14 protein-coding genes are annotated in these 17,082 nt (G+C 60.6%); 8 read left to right on the top strand and 6 right to left on the bottom strand.

What is annotated here, in order from left to right; genetic code table 11:
* The first annotated feature begins 11 nt into the window (after positions 1 to 11).
* Positions 12 to 1,655 carry a phospholipase D-like domain-containing protein gene (locus DXT77_RS16070; protein WP_119428366.1) on the top strand — a complete coding sequence of 548 codons (1,644 nt, stop codon included), beginning with the start codon at positions 12 to 14 and terminating at the stop codon, positions 1,653 to 1,655.
* A 3-nt stretch (positions 1,656 to 1,658) separates the two neighbouring features.
* On the opposite strand, the gene DXT77_RS16065 is transcribed toward DXT77_RS16070, so the two are convergent.
* Complete coding sequence (locus tag DXT77_RS16065; protein WP_119428365.1) at positions 1,659 to 2,882, bottom strand: NADH:flavin oxidoreductase/NADH oxidase family protein; 1,224 nt, start codon at positions 2,880 to 2,882, stop codon at positions 1,659 to 1,661.
* A gap of 79 nt (positions 2,883 to 2,961) precedes the next feature.
* Between DXT77_RS16065 and DXT77_RS16060 the strand changes: the two genes are divergently transcribed.
* Together DXT77_RS16060 and DXT77_RS16055 are read left to right on the top strand one after the other, a co-directional pair.
* Positions 2,962 to 3,372, top strand: a complete 411-nt coding sequence (locus tag DXT77_RS16060) for a MerR family transcriptional regulator (protein WP_085710079.1) — start codon at positions 2,962 to 2,964, stop codon at positions 3,370 to 3,372.
* Between the two features lie 295 nt (positions 3,373 to 3,667).
* Complete coding sequence (locus DXT77_RS16055; RefSeq protein WP_119428364.1) at positions 3,668 to 5,224, top strand: TerC family protein; 1,557 nt, start codon at positions 3,668 to 3,670, stop codon at positions 5,222 to 5,224.
* Between the two features lie 5 nt (positions 5,225 to 5,229).
* On the opposite strand, the gene DXT77_RS16050 is transcribed toward DXT77_RS16055, so the two are convergent.
* From DXT77_RS16050 to DXT77_RS16030, 5 genes are all read right to left on the bottom strand, one after another.
* Complete coding sequence (locus tag DXT77_RS16050) at positions 5,230 to 6,306, bottom strand: diguanylate cyclase (protein ID WP_119428363.1); 1,077 nt, start codon at positions 6,304 to 6,306, stop codon at positions 5,230 to 5,232.
* Positions 6,290 to 7,168, bottom strand: coding sequence for a DUF4434 family protein (locus tag DXT77_RS16045; RefSeq protein WP_119428362.1), 879 nt, complete (start codon positions 7,166 to 7,168; stop codon positions 6,290 to 6,292). The genes DXT77_RS16050 and DXT77_RS16045 overlap by 17 nt, the downstream gene beginning before the upstream one ends.
* Positions 7,168 to 10,326, bottom strand: coding sequence for a phage receptor (locus tag DXT77_RS16040; protein WP_119428361.1), 3,159 nt, complete (start codon positions 10,324 to 10,326; stop codon positions 7,168 to 7,170). The genes DXT77_RS16045 and DXT77_RS16040 overlap by 1 nt, the downstream gene beginning before the upstream one ends.
* Positions 10,323 to 12,497, bottom strand: coding sequence for a cyclic di-3',5'-guanylate-activated glycosyltransferase NrfB (gene nrfB / locus DXT77_RS16035; RefSeq protein ID WP_119428360.1), 2,175 nt, complete (start codon positions 12,495 to 12,497; stop codon positions 10,323 to 10,325). The genes DXT77_RS16040 and nrfB overlap by 4 nt, the downstream gene beginning before the upstream one ends.
* Before the next feature lie 335 nt (positions 12,498 to 12,832).
* Positions 12,833 to 13,264 (bottom strand): co-chaperone YbbN, encoded by a 432-nt coding sequence (locus DXT77_RS16030; RefSeq protein WP_119428359.1) that lies wholly within the window; start codon positions 13,262 to 13,264, stop codon positions 12,833 to 12,835.
* 339 nt (positions 13,265 to 13,603) lie between these two features.
* Between DXT77_RS16030 and DXT77_RS16025 the strand changes: the two genes are divergently transcribed.
* The 5 genes from DXT77_RS16025 to DXT77_RS16005 are packed head-to-tail and all read left to right on the top strand — an operon-like array spanning position 13,604 to position 17,053.
* Entirely contained in the window at positions 13,604 to 14,452 is an 849-nt protein-coding gene (locus DXT77_RS16025) for a transporter substrate-binding domain-containing protein (protein WP_085710070.1), read from the top strand.
* 51 nt (positions 14,453 to 14,503) lie between these two features.
* Complete coding sequence (locus DXT77_RS16020) at positions 14,504 to 15,166, top strand: amino acid ABC transporter permease (RefSeq protein WP_119428358.1); 663 nt, start codon at positions 14,504 to 14,506, stop codon at positions 15,164 to 15,166.
* Between the two features lie 9 nt (positions 15,167 to 15,175).
* The gene (locus DXT77_RS16015) at positions 15,176 to 15,838 is read left to right on the top strand and encodes an amino acid ABC transporter permease (RefSeq protein WP_114883423.1); all 663 of its coding nucleotides are present in this window, start codon (positions 15,176 to 15,178) and stop codon (positions 15,836 to 15,838) included.
* Complete coding sequence (locus DXT77_RS16010) at positions 15,835 to 16,632, top strand: amino acid ABC transporter ATP-binding protein (RefSeq protein WP_085730768.1); 798 nt, start codon at positions 15,835 to 15,837, stop codon at positions 16,630 to 16,632. The genes DXT77_RS16015 and DXT77_RS16010 overlap by 4 nt, the downstream gene beginning before the upstream one ends.
* A 31-nt stretch (positions 16,633 to 16,663) precedes the next feature.
* Positions 16,664 to 17,053 (top strand): RidA family protein, encoded by a 390-nt coding sequence (locus DXT77_RS16005; RefSeq protein ID WP_007912330.1) that lies wholly within the window; start codon positions 16,664 to 16,666, stop codon positions 17,051 to 17,053.
* Positions 17,054 to 17,082: the final 29 nt, after the last annotated feature.

The following is a 17,082-nucleotide window of genomic DNA, read 5'->3' as shown; positions in this document are numbered from 1 at the left end:
AGGAGTGAATCATGCGCGTACTGGTTGCCAATCCTCAGGACGATTTTCGCGTAAAGGCTTACGCCGGCACCAACGGCGTGCTGCTGGCCATGGACCTCGCCGAACCCCGTCGCAAAGGCCTGCTGGGGTTTGCCATCGAGAAGCAGCAGGGCGACAAACCGTGGCAGTTCCTGTTCAACAGCCTGACCTTTCCCGGCAAGGCTCACACCTTCCCGCAGTTTCACGCCACGCCCAGTGATATTGCACCGCTGCAGAAATTTCGCTGGGCCGATTACGCGGTCAATCCCGGTACAACGATGCATTACCGCGTACATCTGGCCTATGGCACGGCCGATGCGCCGGCGCTGGGGGAATCGCTGGAGCTGAGCATTACCTCTGACGATGGTCACCCGGCCAGTCAAAGCGTGATCTTCAATCGCGCCGTGGCTGCAAGCCAGGCGTTCCAGCGCAAGTTTCCGGATCTCGACGCGCAGATCAGCGCCGACAAGAACATGCCCATCGAAGCCTGGCCTGATGCGGCACGGCAATGGCTGGAGAACGGCCTGCTCGGACGCTTGCAGGGGTTCATCGAACGTGCGCCCGATGGCGAATGGGCGCTGGACATCGCGATCTACGAGTATCAGTTGCAAGCCATCATCGATACGGTGAACGCGGCCTTTGATCGCGGTGTGCAGGTACGGGTGCTGTATCACGCCAGGCCCGGTGACGAAGACACCACGATGAACGAGGCCAGCCTCGCCAAGTTGCCGGAAACCAGCAAGCGCGGGCGGGTGACCCACGATATTTTCCATGACAAGTTCATCGTCCTCAGCCGTATCGCTGGCGGTGAGCGGCAGCCCCAGGCCGTGCTGTGCGGCAGTACCAATTTCACGGCCAACGGTGTGTATCGTCAGGCCAACGTGGTGCATGTGCTGGACGACGCGGTCATCGCGGCCAGCTACCTGCAGACCTTCGAGCAGGTCTGGGCCACGCCGGCGGACGTTGGCGCCACCCGCGACTGGATCACTCAGCACAACCCGATGAACCCGGCGCAACCGCTGTTTGCCGGGTTCTCGCCGCGCAGTGGTGGCGCCGATCTGCGCGAGTTCGTCGACATCATCAATGCGGCGAAGAAGGACGTGCTGTTCGTCACCGCGTTCACCTTGCCCGACACCATTCTCAACGCGCTGCTCGGTCAGCCCCATGACGACATCCTGCGTTACGGCCTGCAGAACACCGCCAGTCGCATCACCGGATTCCACGCCGACCGCACGGCCGAGTTCGCCGCGACCGCGCTGCTCAACACCGGGCTGGAAGGCTGGCTGAAAGAGAACATGAAAGGCCAGAAGGGCAACCTGCTGGTGCACACCAAAGCCATCGTCACCGACTTCACCAGTGACAGCCCAACGATTATCAGCGGCAGTCACAACCTCAGCGCGGCGGCCAGCAACGGAAACGACGAGAACTTCCTGATCATCCGCGGCGACACCGAACTGGCGGACCGCTATGGTCTGGAACTGTTGCGCTTCTACGAGCATTACCGCTTCCGCTACTTCGCGAAGAAACTGGCGCTGAAGCAGGTGCAGCCGCTGGCGGCGGATGACAGCTGGACCAACGACTACTACGTCGAAGGGGATTTGCGCCAGCTGTCTCGCCTGCGGTTTGCCGGGCGCTAGAGCTTAAGCATCCATCGCCTGACGGTACTGCCGGGTGCGGCGACTGAGGTACAAGCGGTCGCGGATCAGCGCCCAGAGTGCCGAAACTTCGGGGTGCGGCTTACGCCCCCGGCTCAGGCGCGCCATCTGGAAACGCACCACGGCCATGTTCGCCAGCGCGGCCAGCGGTTTGCGTTTCCAGCGGATCGGCGGCAGTTGCGGTTCGCTGTGGCGGCCTTCGCGCCAGTGTCTGACCAGGCTCGGTTCGATGGCCAGCGCGGTGGCGATGCCGGCCATGTCGATGCCGCTGTCGAGTACCTGTTCGACGATGGGCAGGCGCCGGATGCCGCCGGTGACCATCACCGGCATGCGGGCCACGCTGGCCAGTTCGCTGGCCATTTCCAGAAAGAATGCCTCACGGGCCAGGGTGCGTCCGTCACGGGCTTCGCCCTGCATGGCAGGGGCTTCGTAGCTGCCGCCGGACAGTTCCAGCAGGTCGATCGGCTGTTCGTTGAGCCATTCGATCACCTGACGTGCGTCGTCCGTGTCGAAACCGCCGCGCTGGAAGTCCGCGGAATTGAGTTTCACCGCCACGCAGAACTGTGGTGAAACGGCCTGACGCACAGCCTCGATCACCGACAGCAGCAGGCGCGCACGGTTTTCCAGCGAACCGCCCCAGCGGTCGGTACGGCGATTGGTCAGCGGCGACAGAAACTGGCTGAGCAGATAGCCGTGAGCCGCGTGGATCTGGATGCCGGTGAATCCGGCTTTCTCGGCAAGCGCGGCACTCCTGGCGAAACGTTGAATGACATCTTCGATGTCGTCCTCGGTCATCGGTTTGGGCTCGGCGAACAGTTTCGAGAACGAACCCATTTCCAGCGCCACTGCCGACGGCGCCAGCGCTTGCTGGCCCATATTGGCGAAGGTCTGGCGGCCGGGGTGGTTGAGCTGCACCCAGACCTGCGCGCCGCCACTGCGGGCGATTTCCGCCCATTGGCGGAAACGGTCCAGATGCCGCTCATCTTCCAGCACCACGCCACCAGGGCCGGTCATGGCGCGGCGGTCGATCATGACGTTGCCGGTCAGCAGCAACCCGGCGCCGCCGTCGGCCCAGGCCTGATACAAGCGGAACAATTCGCGGGACGGTGCCTGGTCACGATCCGCGAGGTTTTCTTCCATGGCGGCTTTGGCGATACGGTTGCCGACGGTCTGACCGTTGGGCAGTTTCAAAATCTGGAAGGGCGACATTGCTTGACTCCTCATCAGTGATGGAGAGAGGCTAAGCTTAAAGTTAACTTTAATGTCAAGCAGGCAATTCGAGGCTGAAATGAAAATTGGTGAACTGGCGCAACAGAGCGGGCTGAGCGCTTCAAGCATTCGCTTCTACGAGGCTCAGGGCCTGATTCCCAAAGTGGAACGGCTGGGTAATGGTTATCGGCGCTACCCGCCGCAAGTGCTGCAAACCCTGAACATTATCCGCAGTGCCCAGCAGGCCGGGTTTTCTCTGGAAGAACTCAAACAGTTGCTGCCAGCCGCCGGCACCGGTGAATTCAAGCATGAAGAACTGGTGGAAGGCCTGACGCGCAAGGTCGAGCAGATCGAAGTCATGCAACAGCATCTGGCCCAAAGCAAGGCGCGGTTGCTGGAGGTGATCGACAGCATTCAATCCAAGCCCGAAGGCATGAGTTGCGGCGCGAATGCCGAACGGGTCCTGGCCTCGATTTACCCGGAATCCTGACGCAGCGGCGAAGGCGTACAGATTTTGAAATGATTTCCAGCTGTAGGAAAAGTCATCTGAGCCTGTACGCTTCAAGGCCTTTTTTCATTCAGGATTTGCATGAACACCCTCTCGGAGCCTCCCAGTTCTACTCAAAGAACCACGTTCCCCTCGCGCCATGGCGCGGTCTTGACGCACTCGCAGCATCCGGTTTTCCGACTCCCGACTATCGTTGATGGCGCAGCCTTCGAGCTTTCGCGCCGCACTTTGCCGTGCCCGGCAGCCTGAAATCACTGAAGAGAGATAGAGACAGAATATGGAATGGTTAGCGGATCCCACGGCATGGCTGGGCTTGTTGACACTGATCGTGCTGGAACTGGTACTGGGTATCGACAACCTGGTGTTCATCGCGATCCTGGCGGACAAACTGCCGCCGCATCAGCGCGACCGCGCACGAATCATCGGCTTGAGCCTGGCGCTGATCATGCGTCTTGGCCTGTTGGCGAGTATTTCCTGGCTGGTCACCCTCACGGCACCGCTGTTCGAGGTGTTCGGCAAGAGCTTCTCCGGCCGTGACCTGATCATGTTGTTCGGTGGTGTGTTCCTGTTGTTCAAGGCCACCATGGAATTGCACGAACGGCTTGAGGGCCACGTCGGCGAACGCTCGACCAACACCGCTTATGCATTGTTCTGGCCGATCGTGGCGCAGATCGTTGTGCTCGATGCCGTGTTCTCCCTCGATGCGGTGATTACTGCCGTGGGCATGGTCGATGAACTTGCGGTGATGATGATCGCGGTGGTCGTTTCCATTGGCGTCATGATCGTAGCCAGCAAGCCGCTGACCCGTTTCGTCAACGCGCACCCGACGGTGATCATGTTGTGTCTGGGCTTCCTGATGATGATCGGTTTTGCCCTGACCGCCGAAGGCCTGGGCTTCCACATCCCGAAAGGTTATCTATACGCGGCCATTGGTTTCTCGATCCTGATCGAAGTGTTCAACCAGATCGCCCGGGCCCGTCGCAAGCGCTCGATGCAGGGCTTGCGTCCGATGCGTGAGCGCACAGCCCACGCGGTGATGCGTTTGCTGGGAGGCCGTAAACTGGCGGTGGAAGAGGTGGGCGAGGAGATCTCTGACTTGCTGGACGATGGCGAAGCACCCAGTGCGGAGCTGTTCGACCGCCGCGAACGGGTGATGATCAGCGGTGTGCTGCAACTGGCCGAGCGTCCGATCCGCACGCTGATGACCGTGCGCGCGGATGTCGATCACATTGACCTGGCGGACGACGCAGCGGCGATTCGTACGCGACTGATGCACTCCTCCTATTCGCGTCTGCCGCTGATTCGCAACGGTGCGGTGGATGAACCGTTGGGCTTCGTTCACAAGAAGGAGCTGCTCAAGGAGTATCTGGCCGGTAACGAGCCGAACCTTGAACACCTGGCGCGCAAGACGCTGAACCTGCTCGACAGCTACTCGATCCTCAACGCACTGGAGCAGATGCGAGCGGCGTCGACCCACATCGCTTTTGTTGTAAACGAGTTCGGTGATTTTGTCGGCGTGTTGACCATGACCGACATTCTCGAATCGATCGCCGGTGAGTTGCCGGACGCCAGTGAAATCGCTGGCCCGGACGTGGTCGAGGAGCAGGGCGGGTTTGTGGTGAATGGTGCATTGAATCTGACGCAGATCCGCCAGCGCACCGGTTTCGTGGCGGAGCCGACCGAGGATTACCAGACCCTCGCCGGACTGGTCATGAGCTTGCTGGATCGCTTGCCGATGAAGGGCGATCGCCTGGAGCATGCCGGCTGGGGCATGACCGTGATGGCGGTCGAGGAGCGACGGGTAACGCGAGTGTTGCTCAAGCGTGAGGCCTGACGGCCTCACTGATGAAAGGTATACCGGTCTTTCCCGGTGTGCTTTGACTCATACAACGCTTCATCGGCCTTGATCAGGGCCTGGTTGAGGGTATCGCCATCTTCGACCCGGGCCACACCGATGCTGATGGTCACCGGATGCCGGGTAGTTTGCTCACGCACCACCCGGCATAACTCACCGGCCAAGGCCTCGACGTCCTCGCGGCGAACGCCCGCCAGATAAATCGCAAACTCCTCGCCACCCAGTCGCGCGTACTCGAACGGTGCCATTACCGCTTTGATGTCGGCCGCGATCCGCTTGAGCACTTCATCGCCGATGTCGTGTCCGTACACATCATTCACTTTCTTGAAGTTGTCGATGTCGATCATCGCCAGGTAATGGTCGTGCTCGCGGGGCAACGCTTGCAGGCTCTTTTCGGCTCGGGTCATGAACGAGCGGCGGTTGGGGATTTCAGTCAGCGTGTCGTTGTAGGCCTGATCCAGCAACAGCTTGGACATGATGTAGTTGTAGAGCTTGGTCTCGCGCAGTTTCAAAAACGTATAGATCGTCAAAGCACAGAGAAACACGCTGTAGGCGATGGTCATGACGCCTTTGAGTTCCAGCAGGCCGATACCGGTCCCCATGAAGGGGTTGAGTATCAGCCAGGTGACGACTTGCGCGCCGAAGAACGACCAGCGACTGAGTGGCAGAACGGAGGCGCTGTAAAGCGTGGTGGCGGCAGCGAGCACCAGCCAGATGCCATGAAAGGTCGGCGGCAGGCCGTCGATCACCAGCCGTATGCCCAGGGTGATGAGGAATACGAAGGTCAGGTTCAGCCAGTCGAAATGACGGGCCTTGCGCGTGAACATCAACACCACGGCGAGCACGGCGAACGCTGCGATGAACACCATCGAGCGCCAGGTGAAGCCCTGATCGCCGAGAAAACTGACAATCAGGTCGAAGGCCAGCCAGATACCCATGCTGGCCAGATAGATCAGCAGGCAGAACGAATGCAGCCGTTCGAACTCATGCTGGATGAACTCGTCCCACAGCTCGGCGGGTGCGGTTCGCTTCAGGACTTCGTCTTCAATGGTTTTGTACATTGCTGCCCGGATGCTTGCGCTGGTTGTCGAGAATCACCTGTCCCCACGGCCGGTATCGCAGGGAAAACACTGCACTTTGATGACAGCCGGTGGAAGTGGCATCCGGGGTTGCCGGCTCGGCGCGGAAAGGCTCGCCTTCACGGCTGACCTGACGGAACGCTTCACGCACGACGCCGACGGAGCAGGGCAGTGCGCTGGCATAGCCGTTGCGCACCAGCGGCGACAGGCGCCCGGTGCCGGCGCCGTCCTGCCACCAGACCTGCGCGCCGGCCGCCGTCAGATCCCCCAGCCATTGGGCGTTGACTGTCGGGCCAAGCTTGCCGGCACTGAAGGCGCTGACATGCAGCGGTGCGTCCAGTTTTGCTGCGAAATCCTTCAACTGACGCTGGAGCGTTGCCCGACGGTCGGCTGCCAGAAAGTGCAAATCATCCAGCTCCAGCGGCAGATACCAGCCGCTGACCGGCAGCTTCCACTCTTGGCTCAGCTTCTGTTGCTGCGCCAGCGATTGTCCCAGTTGCGCCTGCCAGTAGGCGCCGAGGCCGGCGCTGTCCAGTTCATCGATACGCTTGTAATACGCCGGGTCCATCGACAGCCCGAGCACCAGTTGCAGGCCTTGTTGTCGGGCGAGTTTCAGGCTGTTGGCGAGCCAGCCATTGGCGCCGCCAAAGTCCGAGTCACCGTACGAAGTCCATTGCACAATCACGGTTCGCGTGCCTTGCCGGGCCGTGTCCTGCCAGACCTTCTGCCACTGCGCCTGGGTCAGGCCGGCGTCGACATTCAGCGGCTGATAGAACACCCGCTCATCGGCCCGTGCAAGCGTGGCGCCCAACAGCAGGCAGAAAAACAACATCCATCGAGCCATCAGAAATTCCACTCCACGCCCAGCAGCACACCGTTGCCGCCTTCATACAGATTGCCGCCCAGCGACTGTTGATATTCGGTGCGTACCGTCAGTTTCGAGCGATAGGCGTTGTAGTGATCCTCGTCGTACCACCATTGCCAACGCAGACCGACACCGGTGCGCAGATCCTGACGCCAGTCGTTGCTTGGATCCTGGCTTGCAAATTCGAGGAAGCCGTAAGGCATGATCGTCTGGGCGCCGCTGTTCGGCAGCTTCCAGGCGTGCCCCTGCTGGAACCGCGACAGCCACTGGTGATCGCCCGCCTTTGTCCACCACGCGGCATCGAGATAGAGAAAGCGCTCGTCCCAGTCGTTTTCGTCGACGCGCCAGTCGTTGCGGTACTTGCCCTGATCGAGGAACGAAGCGGTGGCGCGCAGAAGGTAGTCGGTGCTGGTGTGACCGTCCTGGCGATGATCATTGATCTGATCCAGCAGTTTTTCCGGCACCAGCATCTGGCCCAGGCTCAGGCTGTGATTGTCGTCATCGTTGAACTGGCTCTGTTTGTAGATTTCGCCGTAGAAGTTGATGTTCTGCGTGCCCCACGGCTTGTAGCGCAGGCCGACACCTGCGGCGAGGGATTCGGCGTAACTGGAGCGCCCCTGGCCACCGAGCAGGACCCGGCCATACACAGAGAGCGTACTGCCGGCGCGGCTCGGTTCATCGCCGAGGGCGTGATCCCACATCGCCAACTGCACGTTTTGCGAATCGGCGTGGCGGCGCGAACCTTTGCTCTCGTCCGGGCGCACGAAGTCATTGGTGGAAACCCCGGCCGGTGACCAGGTACTGGCAATCGTCCGGCTGTCACGGCGGGAAAGGGTTTCATGGGCACGGCGCTGACGGTAGCGGCGCGCTTCCATGCTGCCATCCTCGTCGTCGGCGGCCACCGGGTTCTGTTCCATATCGATTACCCGGCGCAGTTCCTTGCGGGCCGAGGTGCTGTCTTCAACTTCGTCATAACGCCAGGCCAGGGTTTCACCGAGTCGGTAATCTTCGGGAAAGTCACGGGTGGCCTGTTGCAGATAGGGGATTGCGGTGGCGCGTTCCTCGCGGGTTTCGGCGCCGGCCAGACGCATGCCGTAGTCGGCGCGGTAACGCGGATTGTTCGGGTTGCGGCGTACGGCCTCGGCCAGCCATGCGGTGCTTTGCGGCAAGTCCCCCGCCTTTTGTGCGGTGACCGACGCTGCGTAGAAGTGCCCGGCGTCCGGTGCTTGTTGCAAGGCTTTACGCTGTCGTTCGAGTGCCTGGACATGATCGCCACGGGCGTCGGCGATGGCCGCACCGAGGGCCCATTCATTGGCGCCACGCGTCGTACTTTGCTGCCAGTAACCTTCAGCGGCCTGGCTATCACCGGCATTCAGCGCGCTTCGGCTGGCGGTGAGGCGGGCGTTGTCGCTCAGTTCTGTTGCGGGAATGCTGCGCCAGATGGCCAGCGCAGCAGCGGAATCGCCAGCGGCTTCGAGAGCGTAGGCCAGCGGCAGCCGGCCGCTGTGGTCACCGAGTTTTTCCGCTTGCTGGTAATACACGACAGCCTCACCTGGCCGGTCCGGCATCGCACAACGACCCAGAGCGCGATAATCGCCGGCGACCTGCGGGTGGTTGCCGATGGCTTGCTGAACGGCATCGCACTGGCCGTTTTCTGCGAGCTGCGCGAGTAACTGGCCACGGGTGGCGCCATCCACGTGGGTGAGCAACGAAGCCATTCGCCGTTGTTGTTCCGGTGTTGTGGTTTTCGAAGCTGCATAAAGCCCGGCCAGACGTTGGAGTGCAGTGGCCGGCAAGCGTCCTTGATGCCGGTCGAAAGCGGTTTCCAGCAATTGCTGCGCGTGGTCGCGATCACCGTTGTTGACTGCCAGATAAGTGGCCTGATTCAGCGAGGCCGGATTGCCGGTCTGCCGGTAGTGTAGCTCCCACAAGGTCTGCGCTTCGGTCATGCGGCCCATGCGTTGCGAAAGTTCTGCCCGACGTTTGACGATTTCAGGCGTTTGGGTCTGGCCGGCCAGCCACGCATCAACCTTGTCGCTGCGCCCCTGATCCTGCCAGACGTTCAAGATTTGCTCCTGACGGCGACTGTCCCACGGCTGCGGCAGTCGGGTGGTTTGCAACAGGTCGGTGGCTTGCAGGCGCTGGGCGAGTATCAGCCAGGTTTGCGGGTCGTCGTCAGGCGTGCAGCCGCGAAATTGCTTGAGCGCTGCTTCCGGATCCTGGCGCGACAACCATTCGGCGGTCTCCAGGCAAGGGCGTTGCAGATCGTTGCTCAAACGCTGCACGGTCGGCACGTCTTCGGTCTTGCGCGCCAGTTCCCACAGGCGCTGGCGTTGTGCGGGATCGGCCAGATCGGAGTCCGGCAACGACTGAATCCAGCGTTGTGCCTGTTGTTCGTGACCCATGGCGATGGCGCGGTCGACCATTGCCAGGCGGACTTTGCGTGCGGCCTCTGGACTTGGCGCCTGCTGCAGCAGTTGTTGCAGCGGTTTCTCGTCGAGGCGCTGCACGTAAGCATTGGCCAGACGTTGCCAGCCTTCGGCATCCAGCTGTTTACGGGCGGCGAGCGGTGCGAGCTGGTCGATGGTGCCGCTCCAGTCGCGCAGTTGCTCCGACCAGTTGGCCCGCGCCAGACGCAGGATATTGTCATCGCCCTTGGGCGACAGTTGCGCCAGCCAGTCGTGGGCCTTGGCTGCGCCGCCGAACTTGGCCAGGCTCAGGCTATAAGCCTGCCACAGGCGTACGCGGTCATTCAGGCTGCTGGTGGCCATCCAGCTTTCAACCTGAGTACTTGTGGGGGGATCCTGTTCGATCCAGGTCAGGCGCAGATCGAGAAGGGCGTCGCTGTTGGCCGGCAATGCTTGCATCGCGTCTTTGTAACGGCGTTGTTTGGCCAGCGACTCAACCAGCAGTGTCCGGGCTTCGTCGTTTTTCGGGACCTTTTCCAGCAAGTGGCGCATCAGACGCTCGACTTCCTTCCAGTTGCCTTTTTTCGCTTCGCGGTAACTGCGGTCCATGTAGGGATAGCTGCGGAACTGTTCGAAATCGCTCAGCGGCGCAGCCTGTAGCGGATACGCAGTGCTCAGGCCCAGCAGCAGGCTGCCCATCAACAGGGTGTGACGATGCACAGGCTTCATGCGACCTCCCGGACAATGCGGTAGGCGGCTTGTTGTTCACTGGCCTGATCGGCCAGGGCCTGTTCAAGGACTTCCTGAGTGATCATGCCCCGGGAAATCAGGTGTTCGCCGAGCGACATCTGTTCGGCATCAAAGTCGATCAGCGCCTGATTGAAAAGAGTCGGCGGCACCATACCGCGTACCTGCAACAGATTGCCCAGCAGCACCTGATGGCGGCTGACCCGCTCCAGCAAGGCTTCATCGTCCTGATGGCGCTCAAGCACTTCGAGCATATGACGCACTTCCTCATTCTGGCGGGGACTGGCGTACCAGTAGCGAATCCCCAATGTGACGCGGCCCTGGGGTGCCAGACGGCTACGCACCGGGCGTTTCAATTGACGGCTGATGGCGCCGAGCGAGACCTGGCTGACCGGGCCTTCGGAGGCCAGAATCAGGGTGTCGCCGTCTTCGGCCACCGGCAGCACGCCGTAGTGCGATGCGACCCGGCGTGGCACGGCATCGATCAGGCGCTTGTCGAGCTTGAACGGGTTGAGCGGAGCCCATTCCAGATCAAGCTGTTCGGCAAGGGTTTGCACAAGCTGCGTACTGTCGATGTATTCGCGCAGCAGCAATTCGCGCCCCAGGCGCCGGCGTACGGGACTGGTGATCGCCGCTTCCAGTTGCTCTTCGGTCAGCAAGCCTTTTTCCACCAGCCGATGGCCGAGCGGGGTGCGTTGTGCCTTGGTCAGTGCCGGGAATTCGTGGGTGGTCTTGTCCCAGGCTACGCGCCGCGAGTCGCCCATCTCCATCACCTGCCGCAGGGCGCGCAGGTTGGCGAAGAAGTTGACGAAGTTGCTCCACATCATGCGCGGCGCCGACAACAGCCCTTCGACCAGCCCGTAGTAGCGTGTGACGAACCAGCCACGCTGGAACAGGCGGTTGAACAGCATCAGCCCGTTGAGCCACAGCAGCACCGAGAGCAACGAGCTGTCGGCGAGGATCGATGGATAGCGCCATGACTCGGGGGAAATCACCGTGACCACCCACATCGCCAGCAGCACCAGGAACAGCAGGTTGACCAGAAAGCTCAGCAAATAAGCGATCAATCCGCGACGGTCACGCCACAGGAAGTAATTGAGCAGACCCTTGCGGCTCCAGCCGAGGTTTTTGGTGCCCTGGAACACGATGCCGACGATCCACCGTGATTTCTGCCGAATCGCATGTTGCAGGTCCCGCGGGAAATGTTCACGTACGCAGATTACCTGGGAGAACTCGCGGTTCATCCCGAACACCCAGGGTTGTTCCAGCGCCAGTTTCGGATCGCTGACCGAGTAGCGGGCGAAGATGCATTTCATGCCTTTCTGTTTCAGACGGAAACCGATGTCGTAGTCTTCGGTGAGACTCTGCACATCGAAGGCAATACCGTCGCCGTCTTCCAGCAGGGCACTGATGGCTTTACGGCTGAAACAGGTGCCGACCCCGGCACTGGGCACCTGGCCGGTGAGGGCTTCGCGGACGATGACGTCCTTGCCGTGGTTCTCGGCAAATTCATCGACGTAGTGCCCGGCGGTGAAACCTTTCCATTCCGGTGCGTAGGGATAGACCGGGATCTGGATCAGATCCTTGTTCGGCAGCAGGTAGTTGTAGAGGCGCAACTCCATGGGCGAAATCACGTCTTCGGCGTCGTGCAGGATGAACCCGGCGAACTGGATTTTCGCCTCGCTCTCGAAGCGCAGGATCGCGTCGATGATGTTGTTCAGGCAGTCGGCCTTGCTGGTCGGGCCCGGTCGGGCGCACACCACTTTGTGTACGTTGGGGTAGTGCTGGCAGACCGCGTCGACATCGGCCTGGGTCTCGGCGTCGTTGGGGTAGGTGCCGACGAAAATCTGATAGTTCTCATAGTCGATGGTCGAGGCGGCAAGGCGTGCCATCTCGCCGACCACGCCGACTTCGTTCCACGCCGGCACCATGATCGCCAGCGGCTTCTCGGGAATCGAGTACAGGCGTTCCTCGTCGGCACGCTTGAATTTTTCGTAGATCCGCCAGCGCCGGATGAACTTGCGGCTCCAGTACACCAGATCGATGAACAGGTCATCGAGGCCGAGGATGAACATCAGCAGGGCGAGGATGATCGCCACATACTTCAGACCAAACAGTACATACGCAAAGAAGTCGACCCAACCCAGACTCATACGCCGTTACCCGCCGCCGAGCGTGCGCTCGACCGGGCGTGGAGAACGGGGTGACAGGTGTTGAACCGGACAGCGGGCCATTGACGCAGAACCCGGGCCAACGGGGCTTTTTCAACAACCCCCGGACGAGTACCGAAAACCATCATGACGTTAAAGGACATGAACCCCTCCTGGGACGTGCAGAGCTACCACTCGAAAGCCGGCAGCACCTATCTCTTTCTGAGAAATAAAGAAAAGCAGCCGGATGGGAGCTTGTCCAATCCGGCCTCGAGGCTAGTTGTTACAGATCAATTGGAACGAAAGTGCCATTACCTGATGGCTCTTAGGTGGCACTTTCAGGAAAAGTTCCATCGTTTTGCTCGGGGGATGGTGCAGAGGGTACGCAGGGTGTGACGAAGCCAGCTCAGGTCATGGGCTGATTTGCGTGGCGTGGCGGGATATCGGGTTTTGCCGAGGAATTGGGAGAAGTCTTGCAGCAGGGATTCATCCGTACCGATGCCTTTCAGTTTTTTGACCAGTACACCTTCCTTGTAGAACAACACTGTTGGTGTACCCGTGACATCCGGATGTCGACACGACTGCGCGGTATCGAGCATGAAGATATCCATCCAGGGCCGGAAGGGCTTGGCGACTTCGAGAAAAACGGGGCCGGAGAACACACAGGCACCGCAATGCTCGTTGAAGAAGTACAGGACGACGAGGCGTCTGGCTTTCAAGACCTTCCGGTACGTCGGGGGCAACGCTGAATATCGAGTCGGCCTCGTCATTGGAGCCTCCTTTATTCGATGCACAAGACGTCACGACGTTAAAGGGGCAGCGGTCGCTGTCGCAACTGTCAGAGTTGACAGGTGCCGAGCACATTTTTTTTGTGCACCGCGCACCGATATGTGGCCCGAATACTCGTCGTGTGTAGCTAACGGTAGCGCGGTGTAATGACACCTCGCGTAACACTGGCTTCACCCTTCTTTTTATCTCTTTGATTCAAAACAAATTTAAATCCATTGCTGATTCCCCTCGAATCCCGTGGCACACTTTCTGCTGTCTATTCCGTAGTAACAAACCGTGTTCCGGTATAGCGGAATAAACAATCCTCTGGAGTGCTTGCCATGCATCGCCGACCATCCTTGTTCAAAGCGTGTGTTTTTGTTCTCGCGGCTTCGTCCGCTGTCATGGGTATGGCCCAGGCGGCCGACAGCAAGCTCGACAGCGTCCTGGCCCGTGGAAAACTGATCGTGGGCACCGGCAGCACCAATGCGCCGTGGCACTTCCAGGGCGCGGACGGCAAGTTGCAGGGCTTTGATATCGACATCGCCAGGATGGTGGCCAAAGGTCTGTTCAATGACCCGAACAAGGTCGAATTCGTGGTGCAGTCGTCCGATGCGCGGATTCCCAATCTGCTGACCGACAAGGTCGACATGAGCTGCCAGTTCATTACCGTCACCGCCAGCCGCGCGCAGCAAGTGGCGTTCACCCTGCCGTACTACCGCGAAGGCGTCGGCCTGCTGCTGCCGAACAACAGCAAGTACAAGGAAATCGAAGACCTGCAGGCCGCCGGCGACAGCGTGACCGTGGCGGTGCTGCAGAACGTGTACGCCGAGGAGTTGGTGCACCAGGCACTGCCCAAGGCCAAGGTCGATCAGTACGACAGCGTCGACCTGATGTATCAGGCCGTGAACTCGGGCCGTGCCGATGCCGCCGCCACCGACCAGTCTTCGGTCAAATACCTGATGGTGCAGAATCCCGGCCGCTACCGCAGCCCGACCTACGCCTGGAGCCCCCAGACCTACGCCTGCGCCGTCAAACGTGGCGATCAGGACTGGCTGAATTTCGTCAACACCACCCTGCATGAAGCCATGACCGGCGTTGAGTTCCCGACTTACGCCGCATCGTTCAAGCAATGGTTCGGCGTGGATCTGCCATCGCCCGCCATCGGTTTCCCTGTCGAATTCAAATGATCCCGTGAGAGTGGGGCGCCCTGACGCGCCCCGTTCAAGGTACTGCCAACCATGAACTATCAGTTGAACTTTGCCGCCGTGTGGCGCGATTTCGACACCTTGCTGGCGGGGCTCGGTCTGGGCCTCGAACTGGCGCTGGTGTCGATCGCCATCGGCTGCGTGATCGGCCTGCTGATGGCGTTTGCCTTGCTGTCGAAGCATCGCGCCTTGCGGGTGCTGGCATCGGTGTATGTGACGGTGATCCGTAACACGCCGATCCTGGTGTTGATTCTGTTGATCTACTTTGCGTTGCCGAGCATGGGGATCCGGCTGGACAAGATCCCGTCGTTCATCATCACCCTGTCGCTGTATGCCGGGGCATACCTGACCGAAGTGTTCCGGGGTGGTTTGTTGAGCATCCCCAAGGGCCAGCGCGAAGCTGGGCTCGCCATCGGTCTGGGCGAGTGGCAGGTGAAGGCCTACGTCACCGTGCCGGTGATGTTGCGCAACGTGCTGCCGGCGCTGTCGAACAACTTCATTTCACTGTTCAAGGACACCTCGCTGGCCGCCGCGATCGCGGTGCCGGAGCTGACCTATTACGCGCGCAAGATCAACGTCGAGAGCTACCGGGTGATCGAAACCTGGCTGGTGACCACGGCGTTGTATGTCGCGGCCTGTTACCTCATTGCCATGCTGCTGCGTTACCTGGAGCAGCGTCTGGCGATCCGCCGATAGGAGGCTGCGATGTACGAATCCCCCAGTTGGTTGCATGAGTTGTGGATTGCCCGCGAAGCCTTGTGGCAAGGCTTTCTGACCAGTGTGCAAGTGTCGGCGCTGGCGATTCTGTTCGGCACGGTCATCGGCGTGTTTGCCGGGCTGATTCTGACCTACGGCAAGTTCTGGATGCGCGCGCCGTTCCGCTTTTATGTCGACCTGATTCGCGGCACCCCGGTGTTCGTGCTGGTGCTGGCCTGCTTCTACATGGCGCCGGCGCTCGGCTGGCAGATCAGCGCGTTTCAGGCCGGTGCCCTGGGTCTGACGCTGTTTTGCGGCTCCCACGTGGCCGAAATCGTGCGCGGTGCGTTGCAAGCCTTGCCACGGGGACAGATGGAAGCCAGCAAGGCCATCGGCCTGACGTTCTATCAGTCCCTCGGTTATGTGCTGTTGCCTCAGGCGCTGCGGCAGATCCTGCCGACCTGGGTCAACTCGTCCACGGAAATCGTCAAGGCTTCGACCTTGTTGTCGGTGATCGGCGTGGCCGAGCTGTTGCTCAGTACCCAGCAGATCATCGCCCGGACGTTCATGACCCTGGAGTTTTATCTGTTCGCCGGTTTTCTGTTCTTCGTCATCAACTACGGCATCGAATTACTCGGCCGGCACATTGAAAAGCGGGTGGCCCTGCCATGACTCAAGCTCAAGTTTCCAACGTCCAGAACGGCCAGCCCCTGCTGGACATCCGTGGCCTGCACAAACAGTACGGCGCGGTCGAAGTGCTCAAGGGTGTCGACCTGAGCATGCAGCGCGGCAACGTGGTGACGCTGATCGGCTCCAGCGGCTCGGGCAAGACCACGCTGTTGCGTTGCGTGAACATGCTGGAGGAATTCCAGGGCGGGCAGATCCTGCTCGACGGCGAATCCATCGGTTATGACGAGGTCAGCGGCAAACGCGTGCGCCACCCGGAAAAAGTCATCGCGCGCCATCGGGCGATGACCGGCATGGCGTTCCAGCAGTTCAACCTGTTTCCGCACCTCACCGCGTTGCAGAACGTCACCCTGGGTTTGCTCAAGGTGAAAAAGATGCACAAGGACGAAGCCGTGGTCCTGGCCGAGAAATGGCTGGAACGGGTCGGCCTGCTGGAGCGGCGCAATCACTTTCCCGGCCAGTTGTCCGGTGGTCAGCAGCAACGTGTGGCGATTGCCCGGGCGATTGCGATGAACCCGAGCCTGATGCTGTTCGACGAAGTTACCTCGGCCCTCGACCCGGAACTGGTCGGTGAAGTGCTGAACGTGATCAAGGGCCTGGCCGAGGACGGCATGACCATGTTGCTGGTGACCCACGAAATGCGCTTTGCCTTCGAGGTCTCGGACAAGATCGTTTTCATGAATCAGGGGCGCATCGAAGAGCAGGGGCCACCCAAGGAACTGTTCGAGCGTCCGCAATCGCCGCGGCTGGCGGAATTTCTCAAAAGCACGCGGTTCTGACTTTTCACTTTTTCAATCAGGAGACACATCCATGAGCATTACGCGTTACGGCACCGGCAGCACTGCCGCTGGCGGCCAGCCACGTCCATTCGCCCGCGCGGTCGAGGCCGATGGCTGGCTGCACGTTTCCGGCCAGGTGCCGGCGGTGGATGGCGAGATCATTGTCGGTGGCATCGTTGAGCAGACTCACCAGACCATGAAGAACCTGATCGCGATTCTCGAAGAGGCCGGGTATGGCCTGGAAGACGTGGTCCGTGCCGGGGTGTGGCTGGACGATCCGCGGGATTTCAGCAGTTTCAACAAAGTCTTCGGCGAGTACTTCAAGCCTGAACACGCACCGGCCCGGGCCTGTGTGCAGGCGAGCATGATGGTCGACTGCAAGGTCGAAATCGACTGCATTGCGTACAAGAAAAAGGCCTGAGCATTGGCCGCTCCCGCGCAGAGCGTGGG

The sequence above is a fragment of the Pseudomonas sp. 91RF genome (assembly GCF_003576265.1).
GTDB lineage: Bacteria > Pseudomonadota > Gammaproteobacteria > Pseudomonadales > Pseudomonadaceae > Aquipseudomonas > Aquipseudomonas kribbensis.
This window is presented reverse-complemented; position numbering and strand designations above follow the sequence as displayed.

Bases quoted from the DNA above. Each gene is read 5' to 3' on its own strand.
- DXT77_RS16070 (WP_119428366.1), top strand. From the start codon at position 12: ATGCGCGTACTGGTTGCCAATCCTCAGGACGATTTTCGCGTAAAGGCT.
- DXT77_RS16065 (WP_119428365.1), bottom strand. From the start codon at position 2,882: ATGTCGCCCTTCCAGATTTTGAAACTGCCCAACGGTCAGACCGTCGGC.
- DXT77_RS16060 (WP_085710079.1), top strand. From the start codon at position 2,962: ATGAAAATTGGTGAACTGGCGCAACAGAGCGGGCTGAGCGCTTCAAGC.
- DXT77_RS16055 (WP_119428364.1), top strand. From the start codon at position 3,668: ATGGAATGGTTAGCGGATCCCACGGCATGGCTGGGCTTGTTGACACTG.
- DXT77_RS16050 (WP_119428363.1), bottom strand. From the start codon at position 6,306: ATGTACAAAACCATTGAAGACGAAGTCCTGAAGCGAACCGCACCCGCC.
- DXT77_RS16045 (WP_119428362.1), bottom strand. From the start codon at position 7,168: ATGGCTCGATGGATGTTGTTTTTCTGCCTGCTGTTGGGCGCCACGCTT.
- DXT77_RS16040 (WP_119428361.1), bottom strand. From the start codon at position 10,326: ATGAAGCCTGTGCATCGTCACACCCTGTTGATGGGCAGCCTGCTGCTG.
- nrfB (WP_119428360.1), bottom strand. From the start codon at position 12,497: ATGAGTCTGGGTTGGGTCGACTTCTTTGCGTATGTACTGTTTGGTCTG.
- DXT77_RS16030 (WP_119428359.1), bottom strand. From the start codon at position 13,264: ATGACGAGGCCGACTCGATATTCAGCGTTGCCCCCGACGTACCGGAAG.
- DXT77_RS16025 (WP_085710070.1), top strand. From the start codon at position 13,604: ATGCATCGCCGACCATCCTTGTTCAAAGCGTGTGTTTTTGTTCTCGCG.
- DXT77_RS16020 (WP_119428358.1), top strand. From the start codon at position 14,504: ATGAACTATCAGTTGAACTTTGCCGCCGTGTGGCGCGATTTCGACACC.
- DXT77_RS16015 (WP_114883423.1), top strand. From the start codon at position 15,176: ATGTACGAATCCCCCAGTTGGTTGCATGAGTTGTGGATTGCCCGCGAA.
- DXT77_RS16010 (WP_085730768.1), top strand. From the start codon at position 15,835: ATGACTCAAGCTCAAGTTTCCAACGTCCAGAACGGCCAGCCCCTGCTG.
- DXT77_RS16005 (WP_007912330.1), top strand. From the start codon at position 16,664: ATGAGCATTACGCGTTACGGCACCGGCAGCACTGCCGCTGGCGGCCAG.